Source organism: Megasphaera sp. NM10, from assembly GCF_000417505.1.
In the GTDB taxonomy this organism is placed as follows: Bacteria; Bacillota; Negativicutes; order Veillonellales; family Megasphaeraceae; genus Megasphaera; species Megasphaera intestinihominis.
Genome location: NZ_APHY01000092.1, coordinates 1 through 12,209, shown reverse-complemented (window position 1 = coordinate 12,209; position 12,209 = coordinate 1). Strand labels below are relative to the sequence as shown.

Below are 12,209 nucleotides of genomic sequence, written 5' to 3'. Positions count from 1 at the left end.
CGGTGACGTCTCCTCCGCGGTACCGGTATCGGCCGTAACTCGGCTATCGGCAAAGTCTGCATCGCCGAATCGAAAGAAGACCTGGAAAAGAACTTCACCGACGGCTGCATCCTCGTAGTCCGTTCGGCCCGCGCTGATTTCGTCGACTACATGAAACGGGCCAGCGCCATCGTCTCCGAAGAAGCCGGCCTCACTAGCGAATCGGCTATCGTCGCCATCACCCTCGGCATCCCGACCGTCGTCGGCGCTGCCCATGCTGCCGATACCCTGGAAAACGGCGAAGTCGTCACCGTAGACGCCAGCCGCGGCACTATCTTCCGTGGCGAAGCCAACGCACGGTAGGCCTCGCCTGTAGTCCAATCTTTGTAGGGGTCGCCACGTGGGCGACCCGTTAGGAAATTGGAGAATTTTTCTAGCAAACGGGTTGGGAAATCATATATATCCTGGAGCGGGCGCCCCACGTGGTCGCCCCTACTGAAAAAAAGGCTGTCGCACGAAGGCTTCTACCATTATGCGAGGTTCCTTAAACTTTATAGTTTGTAGTACGGAGTTTGTAGAAGATGGCTTTAAATTTTTTACCATTTGCTAATCACTAACAACTAGCCACAACGGACCGCCCTTTGGGACGGCCCCTACGATAAAAGGGCTTGTCGCATATGCGACAAGCCTTTTTTTTACACTCCCATGAATTCCAACATCTGGATCATGCCGGGCACAAAGGTATCGACGTCCAGCGATTCCTGAAGGGTATGCTCCCCGTGGCTGCGGCAGAAACCGAAGGAAATGGCCGGGATACCCTGGCCCATGGGAATGTTGGCATCGGTGCTGCCGGCAATGCACGGCGTCGGCAGGCCGTGGCGCCGCCGGATGGCCGTGATGCGGTCTGTCAGGGGATTGGTGTCCAGGCGACTGCAGGGCCGTTCGCCGAGCAGCTGGGTTTTGATGTGGACCGTTTCCCCTTCAGTATGGGCCAGGAGGCTTTGAAAAGTTTGGTCCAGCTTGTCCAGTTCATCAGCATTTTCCGAGCGCAAGTCGACAGTGAACACGGCCTTTGCCGCAATGGAATTGACCGTCGTGCCGCCCGTGATGGTGCCGACATTGTACGTCGTCTTTGGCTGGGATGGCACGGACAGTGCATAGAGCTGGCTGATGATGCGGGCCGCTTCGGCAATGGCATTGGACTGGCCGAAATGCATCCAGCTGTGGCCGCCGGCGGCTTCGACGGTGACGGCATAGCGGCGGGAGCCGACAGCTGTCGTCACAAAAGTATCGAAAGTACAATCGACGGCGACCACTTCGGCAATGCGGCCGTGCCAATCGGCCATGACCTGCCGCATTCCCTTGAGATTACCCAAGCCCTCTTCGCCGACGTCGAAGGCAAAGAGCAGACCTTGCGGCGGCGTGAGCTGTAAATCGTGGAACATTTTGATGATAAATAATAGACCGGCGATACTGGCGCTGTTGTCGCTGCACGACGGCGCTGACAAAATGTGACCTGTCTGGCGGATGTGGATTTCCTGCAAATCCTGGAATACCGTATCTATATGAGCGGTGTAAAGGGCGACCTTTTCACCGCTTTTTACATGGCAGGGATAGACCACATTTCCTGCGGCATCACGATACGCCCCGGCGGCGCCCCATTGATGCAAAAGATTCAATATCCATTCGCCCTTGGCCTGTTCATGTCCGGTCGGTGAAGGAATAGAAATAATATCACAAAGCCATTCCATAAAATCACGGCCGTGATTCCGTACGTATTGCTCAATCTTTTCATTCATGATGATGACTCCTCTCTCAGCATGGTAACCTTATTATAGCATGAAGGAAAAAGCAGGTCGCAGTTCGCAGGCCGCAGGCCGCCTCGGACTCAGATGCGGCTTCGCCGCGACAGACTCAAACTGACAACGACGCTTCGGGAAACCCTCAGCGCGTAGCGGGACGCCCTCTGGGCGTCCCCTACGGGATCGCATACAGGCGATGGGGGAGAAAGAGGTCATAGATTGCAAAAAAACACGGCCAGCGGCCTTGTGCGTAGGGGCTGCCCTTTAACCTCTCAGACCGCCTTTGGCGGCCAGCTCCCCTATAAAGGGAGCCTTGTGCAGCCCGTTGTGAGGTTTGGCCATACCTATTCTTGTATGATGGTAGGTTTTTACGAGTTACGAATCACGAGCCACGAGCCACTATTTTTTCACGAGCCGAGGGTCATTCGAGGCGATGTTTGTTATTTTGAGTTTGTTACCGCGTAGCGGCATTTGAGCCCGAGGCGAACGGCGAACTGCGGCCTGCGACCGGCGGGCCGTTAGGCCCCTATATATGATTATCATTCTCTTTTAATTATGAAAATGACCGCTTACGTCAAAAAAACGTCGTTTTGTGACAAATCTGTCTTGTCGTCAAAATTACATCGTATAATGCAAATATAGATAAGTTATCTTGCTAAGTAATAGATAGAATTCATAATTGTCATCTTTAAAACAAAAGGAAAAAGATGATAAAAACAGATAATTTTGTTGAAATAATCTAAAGAGTATACGAAAGTATAATATTCAACAAAAGAATTTTATATTACACTACAAGCAAGGAAAGTCATTGTATATACAATCTAAAAGTAATTAAATGCTGTTTACGTTAATATATTCGATGACAAGACAAAGGAGGCGGCAATTTATGAATAAGATTTATAAGGTAGTATGGAATACAGTTCGCAATTGTTACGTAGTTGGATCCGAACTGATTAGCTCAAAATCGGGCAGACATAGCACATCGAACGGCAAGTCTTCGAGTTTGAAAGTTACCTTGACCGTACTGGCGCTCTGCGGAATGACGGCTTTAGGAAGCGGAGTGGCTCCTGCGTATGCAGCGGATGGAACGGGAGCTGTAACGGCAAAGAATCAATATGTTGCATTAAAGTTTTCAGGACCTAAAGATGGTGATTCAAGGGCTAAATTCAGTAATGGTCAATGGCATACTACTTTTAATGGAGAAAAATATGATACTGTTGACAGTGGTATGAGGGATAGAGATAATCAGCCCATTCTTTACTGGGTCCGTGAAGGTTATTCTCTGACTATGGTCGACGGCCAGCCCTATACGTCGTTGTCTAGTAATGGCCGCCGGGCTGATGTCAGCTGGACGGGTGATGCGAATGCCAAGCCGTCGGATATCTTAGAAAGCGTTACTTCGACTCATGTCCAAACGAATGTGACGACCAATGTTGGCGAAACGTTGCAGCAAGTCAACGCTGGGACCTATGCCGGCGTGAGCAATTCTGGTGGAACAGAGGTTGACGGCAGCTGGAATTACATCGTCAAAGACTCCAGTTGGAAAGGTATTGTCAGTGATTCGAATTATCGCAACGGATATGCTGACTTAGTTTCTAGTGGCAAGCCCAGAGGCTTTGTCAGAACTACGGATGCGGGTTCTAAATTAGCTTGGAACGCTACCCTCAGCGCATATACGTATAATGGCAAAGTCGTTGATTATAGCAATATCTATGTCATTGATGGGAAAATCGGTGTCTTCACCAACGCTTCGGGATCAGAAGTCTATACGGGAACGGTCTTTGGTAAAAATAATGAAGTCTTGATGACTGTCAAGAAATCTGATGGCAGCTACTACAGCTATTGGGGCGCTGAAGTCAATGACGCTGGCGCTACGATGGATACCTATCGGGTAGCCGAATACCAGAAAGACCTCAACGTCTTGCGGGACAATGACTTTGCGCTCTATCATAACGATATTAAGTCCGTAGATATGAGCACGAACGATTCTTCGGCAACTATTTCCCTTATGCGTAACGGTGATGGTACGAGCAGTCCGGCTGTCGATGGGACATTGACCATTACTAATGGTGGCGGCACAGGTGGTAATGACACCTATGTTCGTATTTCCAACACGACGAATGGACAAGAAGTTTCTAAGACCTTCACGACAGGCTCGAAAGTCAGCGCCATTGGGTCGACTGATGCTACGACGGGGCTGACGATTAATGGTGTCGATTACACGATTAAAGCCGGTAAAGATTATAAGGCCGGCGCAAACATCCAGATTTCTCCTGATAATACGATTTCTGCTACGGATACGAAGTATACTGCGGGAGCGAATGTCAGCATTGATGAAAACAATGTTATTTCTGCTGTTGATACGGATACGAAGTATACCGCCGGAAAAAACATCACCATTGATGAAAATAATGTTATTTCTGCCCAGGAATATAAGGCAGGCACTAATGTAAGTATTGATGAAAATAATAAAATCTCGGCAAAAAATACTACTTTGACCAATAGATCTGCAGAAAAATCCGTTAACGCAACATCTGGTGGTGTTACTTATACCATTAAAGATACGGATGGAAATGCAGTGACTTTGGAAGATGTGGCCAGTGCGACGACTGTTAATAAGTTGATTGACGGAGCTAAAGTTCATTACTTCAGCGTCAATGCGTCAGCTAACCAAGGAAATTACAATAATGATGGTGCTGGCAACTTATCCATTGCTATCGGCACCAATACGGCGGCTACGGAAGAAGCAACGGCGGTAGGAAATAACAGTACAGCCGATGAAAAGTCGGCAGCCTTTGGGTACTCTAGCGATGCAAGGGGAACCCGTGCGGTAGCCCTGGGTGCAGAGTCCTTCACTAATGGGAGCAACTCAACTGCTATCGGCTGGGGGGCTGCGGCTGGATACTATAAATCTGATGCGGATCAGGTGATGGCTGAAGCGGCAACGGCTGTTGGTTCTCAGGCTGAAGTTCATGCTAACTACGGGACAGCTGTTGGACAGTCGGCTAAAGTAGATTCAGAAGATGGGACTGCTCTCGGAATGGGAGCTCAAATTTGGGGAAATTCCGCTAAAGGGGTAGCTGTCGGTCGACGTGGATCCGTTGGTGGTAATGGACATTCTGCAGCGTATGGCATTGCTTTAGGTGCCGAGAGTCAGGCAGAAGCTGAAAACGGAATTGCCATTGGTTACGATGCTGTAGTTTCGCAACCTAATTCGGTTGCGCTCGGTAGCCATGCGACGACCAATCCTGTAGTCCAAACTTCGTTGATTACGATTCCTAACACGAATACCACCTATAATGTGAATGGAACAAATCCGGTTGGAACCGTTAGCGTTGGTTCTGCTAATGGTTTGCGGACGATTACCAATGTAGCTGCTGGCCGCGTTAGTGAAACTAGCACTGATGCCGTCAATGGCAGTGAACTGTATGCCGTCGCTACGGAAGCAGCAAAACATACGACCATTACAACAGAAGAAGGAAGCCGTATTACCGTAGACAGCAAAACCAATTTGGCTGGAGGGACGGAGTACATTCTCGACTTTGATTCGTTTGGATTGGCCAATTCTAGCTTGAATAACCTTACGAATCAGGGGAAAACTGTTATCACCAATCTTGCAAAAGAGGTAGAACGCCATATTAAGCCCGTTACGTATGCAGTAGATAAGAATGGCACCGTTACTATGACCTATGTTAATGGCAAGGGTGAAACTGTTAATAATATGACTGCGACTATTACGGGCATCGCCAAATCGGATCTGTCGAACATCACTGAAGAAGGCGATACCTATATTACCCAAGTGGCTAACAAAGCTGTAAAAGTTATCGATGGTGAGAACACGACAGTTACGCCGGGTAAAGATGGCGATGTCACGACTTATGCTGTCAATGTTGATACAAGCGGCAAGATTGAACAGAATAATACCAACATCGTCACAGGCGATACGGTTTACAACGCTTTACAGAATGTCAGCTGGAAAGCCCAGGTCAATGGAAATAATGCTAAGACCGTTGCGAAAGACGGCACGTTGAACTTCATTGATGGCGATAACATCGATATTACCAGCAACGACAATGGAGACATCAAGATTTCTACGACGGGACTGGCAAGCTCGGGCGATCTCTGGACGGCTCAGGCTGGCGGTACAGATGTCAAAGCTGTCAATCAGAAAGTCAACTTTGTTGGAAGTGACCATATTACCGTCACTGGAACAGATGGTCAGATTAAATTTGAAGCTACTGGTCTGGCAGATACGGACCTCACCAACATCACGAATGATGCAATAACAAAGATTCAAAACATCGCTAAAGGCGAAGATGTCCATATTAAATCTGATACCTATACGGTAGGTAATGATGGTTCCGTCACCATGACCTACGTAGACGGTAATGGAAACAAAGTTGATGGCACGGCTAAGATTACGGGCATCGCCAAATCGGACCTCACCAACATCACAGAAGGCGGCAAGACGGTCATCAATAACCTTGCCAAAGAAGCTGTGAAAGTTGTCGATGGTACGAATACAAACGTTGAAACTGTACCGACGACTGATGGTCATGCGGAATACAAAGTCAATCTCGATAAAGATGTCAACTTGGGCGATACGATTTATCTGAACGGTTCCGATGGCTCCATCAGCGCTAAATCGGGCGGAGCCCAGCTGGCTTTCAACAACAGCGGCTTGACGGTTTCGCAGGCTAAGAATGGCTTGACCAATGAAACGAAAATCGATGGAGCTACAATTACGGTCGATGGTGGTGCTGGTAACCAGACAATCATCAACGGTTCGACGGCTCGTATCGGCGGCGTCCTGGTCAACGGTGGCAGCGGAACGGCTACGATTAGCGGTCTGACTAACCAAACGACGAAGTACGACGGTTTTGCAAACGGCAGTGGCCGGGCCGCAACAGAAGAACAGCTGAAGGAAGTCGACAGCAAAGCGGCAGCCGCAAAGACGACGGTTGCTAAAGGTAAGAATATCACTGTCGACGAAGCGAAAGCAGCCGATGGCAGCAGCACGTATACCGTCGGGTTGGCAACAGATGTCACTCTTGGCGACAATGCCATTAAGCTCAACGGTTCCGATGGTTCCATCAGTGCTAAATCGGGCGGAGCCCAGCTGGCTTTCAACAACAGCGGCTTGACGGTTTCGCAGGCTAAGAATGGCTTGACCAATGAAACGAGAATCAACGGGGCTGAGATTACAGTTGATGGCGGTATTGGTAACCAGACGACTATCAAAGGTTCGACGGCTCGTATCGGCAGTGTCCTGGTCAACGGTGGCAGCGGGACGGCTACGATTACTGGCTTGACCAATAAAACAACGGATTACACCGGCTTTGCAAACGGCAGTGGCCGGGCAGCTACGGAAGAACAGCTGAAGGAAGTCGACAGCAAAGCGGCAGCCGCAAAGACGACGGTCACTAATGGCAAGAATATCACTGTCGACGAAGCGAAAGCGGACAATGGCAGCAGCACGTATACTGTCAGTTTGGAAACGGATGTCGTTCTCGGCGACAATGCCATTAAGCTCAACGGTTCCGATGGCTCCATCAGTGCTAAATCGGGCGGAGCCCAGCTGGCTTTCAACAGCAGCGGCTTGACGGTTTCGCAGGCTAAGAATGGCTTGACCAATGAAACGAGAATCGATGGAGCTACGATTACGGTCGATGGTAGTGCTGGTAACCAGACGATCATCAACGGTTCGACAGCCCACATCGGCAGTGTCCTGGTCAACGGTGGCAGCGGAACGGCTACGATTACTGGCTTGACCAATAAAACAACGGATTACACCGGTTTTGCAAACGGCAGTGGCCGGGCAGCTACGGAAGAACAGCTGAAGGAAGTTGCAGGCAAAGCTGGTGAAGCTATCGAAACGGCTGGCAAAGGCTGGAACCTGACGACTAACGGTAAAGAATCTAGCAAGACCAACATCAAACCGGGCGGCACGGTAGACTTCTCCAGCAGCAATGACAACTTGCTCATCAGCAATGCTGGCGCAGACCTCTCGTTCTCCCTCAGCGACAATCTCGACCTGACTAAGAATGATTCTAAGAAGGGCAGCGTCAAAGTCGGTGAAAATACGACATTGACGGATGGACTTCTCCAAGTCGGCACGGATGTTTCCCTCACGGCCAGTGCTCTTAACGTAGGCACCTCGTCCTTGACGACAAGTGCCCTCATGGTTGGCGGCTTGACCTACATCAACTCCAACGGTCTCAATGCCAATAACCGGGTTATCTCCAACGTAGCAGCCGGTATCCTTGATACGGATGCGGTCAACGTCGGTCAGCTCAAGTCGGCTATCAGCGGTTCGCAAGTTTCCATCAAGGCTGGTGATGGCATCAGTGTCGCCAAAACGGGCAACCAATACACAATCAATGTTAATATTGAAGGCGTTACCAATAACCAAGGCAAAGTAACGGTTTCGACAGGTGACAGCACTTCGACAGAAAGTGGTTCCGAATCCGGTTCGTCGGGCGCTAAAAAGTCCCAAGTCATGGACCTCATGTATCGGACAGAGTCTAATGAAGTTGCTCCAGAAACGACGACAGATACCGGTAAAGCTATACAAATTGAAAGTATTCCGGAAGATATCAAGCTTGAAGCTGATGATAACCAGGCTGCCAGTGTCGTAAACGGTGAAACTATTAAGATTGCTGGCGATGGTACGAATATCTCGACGGCAGCTACCGTTACTGGATCAGGCAGCATGGATACCATTTCCGTTTCCCTGAAACCGGATATCCAAGTCGATAGTGTTACCATCAACAATGGTGGCCCGACCATTAATAATACTGGTATCGACATGAATGGTAAGAGCATCACCAATGTTGAAAATATTACCGTCAACAATGGGCCGACTATCAATAGCAGCGGTATCGACATGAACAGCCAGAAGATTACCAACCTGGCTGATGGTGAAATTGCTGAAGGCTCGACGGACGCTGTCAATGGTGGCCAGCTCTACAACACGAATCAGGCCGTCATTGCCAACGCGGAAAACATCAACAGTCTGAGCCATTCGCTCAACAAGCTGGATAGCCGCATCAATCGTGTCGGTGCTGGCGCAGCCGCTCTGGCAGCCCTCCACCCGCTCGATTTTGACCCGGACAACAAGTGGGACTTCGCAGCTGGTTACGGCAACTATGCCGGCGCCAATGCAGTCGCTATCGGTACCTACTATCGCCCGAACGAAAACACCATGTTCAGCATCGGTGGCAGCTTCGGCGGCGGCGAAAACATGATCAACGCCGGCGTCAGCTTCAAACTCGGCAGCGGCGGTAGCGGTATCACGACGTCCAAGACGGTCATGGCTAAGAAGATTAAAGAACAAGATGAACTCCTGAAAGCACAGGATGCTAAGATGAAAGAACAAGACGAAAAGATTGCTAAACTGGAAGCTCTTGTAGCCCAGCAAGGCGAAATGATTCAGCAGGCACTGGGCAAGAAATAGTGCCATAGCGATGAGGTTGTCGCACCAAGTCAAGATTACTTCAGGCGACAACCTCATTTTTTTCGCAGGTCGCAGTTCGCAAAAAAAATACACGGCCCATGGCCTTGTGTGTAGGGGCTGTCCCGATGAGGGCAGCCCGCTGCGAAACTTTGCCACAGCCTATTCTGTTATAATGGTATGTTTGTAGGGGCTCGCACGTGGCGAGTCCGCTAGAGAAATTTGGCTATAACTTATCCGAGAATAATAGCAGGCTTTTACGAGCCACGAACAATGAACCACGGCCTTTCTCTCGGATTCATATGCGGCGTTCCGCCGCGACATACTCATGATAGTATTACGACCATGTACCGTCCGTCATAAATTCCGGCTATGCCTAGGATTCACGGCGGGACGCCCGCCACTGCTGTCCGTTCTGGCAGCCGCCCTGCACCTCCCGATAGTCGGTACCTGGCGGACCAGAAAGGCTTTGGGCGTCCCCTACAAAATTTCCCTTTTGGTTGTAAATGCAACAGAAATATTTCTTTCTTTTTGTTATACTTTACGTGTACTCGATGAGAGCAGAGAATTACGAATCACCCATTCAATTTATTATATGTATGAAATACAGGAGGTTTTCCCCATGACAAAAGAAAAACAGATGTTTTGTTTCCAGTGTGAACAGACCGCTATGGGTACTGGCTGTACCGGTTGTGCCGGTGTTTGTGGCAAATCGGCTGTTGAAGCCGGCTTGCAGGATGTTTTGACCGGCGCCCTTGTTGGTTTGGCCCGCACCTGTCAGACTGCCGCTCCGACGGCTAAGACCTATCGTACTATCCTCGAAGGCATGTTCACGACCATTACCAACGTCAACTTCAACACGACGACGACCCAGGCTATGATCGATAAAGTTCACGCTGAAGCCGCTGCCCTTTCGTCCACTCCCGCAGCTGACTACGATATGAACCAGATGTGGAACGCTGACGAAGATATCCGTTCCCTTAAATCGCTCATCCTCTTTGGTATGCGCGGCATGGCTGCTTATGCTTATCATGCTCTCATGCTCGGCAAATCGAGCGAAGAAGTCGATGCTTTCTTCGTCAAAGGCTTGTCGGCCATCGGCGAAGACTGGGGCATGGATGAACTCCTCCCGATTGTCATGGAAACAGGCAAAGTCAACTTGACCTGCATGGCTCTCCTCGATGAAGCTAATACGTCTACTTATGGTACTCCGGTTCCGACGACAGTTCCTTTGACGGTTGAAAAAGGCCCGTTCATCGTTGTCACCGGCCACGACCTGAAAGACTTGGAACTCCTCCTCAAACAGACTGAAGGCAAAGGCATCAATATCTATACGCACGGCGAAATGCTCCCGGCTCACGCTTATCCGGAATTGAAGAAATACAAACACCTCAAAGGCAACTTCGGCACGGCTTGGCAGAACCAGCAGAAAGAATTCGACGGCGTTCCCGGTGCATTCCTGTTCACGACGAACTGCCTCATGCCGCCTCGTAAATCCTACATCGACCGCGTCTTCACGACGGAAGTCGTTTCCTTTGACGGCGTAACTCATATCGGCGAAGACAAAGACTTCACGCCGGTCATCGAAAAAGCCTGGAACTCGGCGGCTATGCAGAAGACCAGCATTTCACCGGCATCAACGGCGGCAGCACCGTTACGACTGGCTTTGGTCATGGCACGGTCCTCTCCGTTGCTGACAAAGTCATCGACGCTGTCAAAGCCGGCGCTATCAAACACTTCTTCCTCGTCGGCGGTTGCGACGGCGCTCGTCCGGGCCGTAACTACTACACGGAATTCGTTAAACAGACCCCGGCTGATACGGTCGTCCTCACCCTGGCTTGCGGTAAATACCGCTTCAACGACCTCGACCTCGGCACTATCGGCGGCTTGCCGCGCATCATGGATATGGGCCAGTGCAACGACGCATACAGCGCTATCCAGGTAGCTGTCGCTTTGGCAAAAGCCTTCGACTGCGGCGTCAACGATCTGCCCTTGACCCTCGTCCTCTCGTGGTACGAACAGAAAGCTGTCTGCATCCTCTTGACCCTCCTCTCCTTGGGCATCAAGAATATTTACCTCGGCCCGACACTGCCGGCCTTCGTCTCCAAGAATGTCCTCAACTACTTGGTAGAAAACTTCAACATCACTCCGACCAGCACGCCGGAAGCTGACCTCAAAAAGATTTTGGGATAAGAGGCCGGAGTTTATAGCTTGTAGTTTGCAGAGAAAACCTTCAAATTTAAAGCCATCCGCTAACAACTAACTGCTAGCCACTAACAACTTTAAAGGGCTTGTCGTCGTGCGACAAGCCCTTTTTTTCGCCTGTATGCGATTGCGTAGGGGACGCCCAAAGGGCGTCCCGCGTGAATAGTGTGAATGGCTGGAATTTATGACGAGCGGCTAGTAATTTATCCCAGTTTCGCCAGAAGACGCCTTCCTCTTAGGTAGGGGATGAATGGCGATGGATTTCGCAGGTTCGATGCCTGCGAAATCCCCCCTATGTCTTTTCTGTCTTAGCCTTTTCACCTCGGCTAGGGTATAATTGTAGATGACAGAGGAGGTGAAACCAGATGTACTTGACGCAATCGAATGTCATCCGCGGCTTGTCGAAACAAGACTATGCCATGCTCCGGGAAATGTGCCAATACAGCAATAACCTGTACAATGTAGCGGTCTATACGATTCGGCAGCATTACTTCGATACTCATCAATTCTTGCGGTACGAAGAAAATTACCCCATTTGCAAGGAAAATGAAAACTATAGCTTGTTGCAGGCCGGTGTAGCCCAGCAGATATTGAAGATGGCCGACCGCAGTTTTCGTTCTTTTTTCGGGCTTTTGCAGAAAGTCAAGGCAGGTGACTATCAGTCGAAAGATGTCCGCCTGCCGCACTATCGTGAAAAAGGGGGATGGTTCCATCTCTCTTGTCGACGAACGCTATCAACATCAAGAATGGGTTCCTGAGACTGCCARCAC

The 12,209-nt window shown here is 49.9% G+C and carries 4 protein-coding genes and 2 pseudogenes; 5 read left to right on the top strand and 1 reads right to left on the bottom strand.

The genetic code is table 11. From position 1 onward, the window contains the following. The first annotated feature begins 27 nt into the window (after positions 1-27). The gene (locus NM10_RS14845; RefSeq protein ID WP_335340757.1) at positions 28-342 is read left to right on the top strand and encodes a PEP-utilizing enzyme; all 315 of its coding nucleotides are present in this window, start codon (positions 28-30) and stop codon (positions 340-342) included. Positions 343-674: 332 nt separating this feature from the next. On the opposite strand, the gene NM10_RS12015 is transcribed toward NM10_RS14845, so the two are convergent. Continuing rightward, positions 675-1,778 carry a M20/M25/M40 family metallo-hydrolase gene (locus tag NM10_RS12015; RefSeq protein WP_020311814.1) on the bottom strand — a complete coding sequence of 368 codons (1,104 nt, stop codon included), beginning with the start codon at positions 1,776-1,778 and terminating at the stop codon, positions 675-677. A gap of 838 nt (positions 1,779-2,616) precedes the next feature. On the opposite strand from NM10_RS12015, the pseudogene NM10_RS15335 reads away from it, so the two are divergent. The 4 genes and pseudogenes from NM10_RS15335 to NM10_RS12000 form a co-directional block, all read left to right on the top strand. Continuing rightward, positions 2,617-2,790: pseudogene (locus NM10_RS15335) on the top strand (ESPR domain-containing protein); the annotation flags it as partial. 219 nt (positions 2,791-3,009) lie between these two features. Continuing rightward, positions 3,010-9,237: a YadA-like family protein gene (locus NM10_RS12010; protein ID WP_239639739.1), complete on the top strand. Its 6,228-nt coding sequence runs from the start codon at positions 3,010-3,012 to the stop codon at positions 9,235-9,237. Between the two features lie 325 nt (positions 9,238-9,562). Next, a pseudogene (gene hcp, locus NM10_RS15195) lies at positions 9,563-11,427 on the top strand (hydroxylamine reductase). 377 nt (positions 11,428-11,804) lie between these two features. After that, on the top strand, positions 11,805-12,197 hold the full coding sequence (locus NM10_RS12000) for a transposase (protein WP_020311810.1): 393 nt from the start codon (positions 11,805-11,807) through the stop codon (positions 12,195-12,197). Positions 12,198-12,209 lie beyond the last annotated feature (12 nt).

Coding starts and splice junctions, on each gene's coding strand:
- NM10_RS12015 (WP_020311814.1), bottom strand. CDS start 1,778: ATGAATGAAAAGATTGAGCAATACGTACGGAATCACGGCCGTGATTTT.
- NM10_RS12010 (WP_239639739.1), top strand. CDS start 3,010: ATGAGGGATAGAGATAATCAGCCCATTCTTTACTGGGTCCGTGAAGGT.
- NM10_RS12000 (WP_020311810.1), top strand. CDS start 11,805: ATGTACTTGACGCAATCGAATGTCATCCGCGGCTTGTCGAAACAAGAC.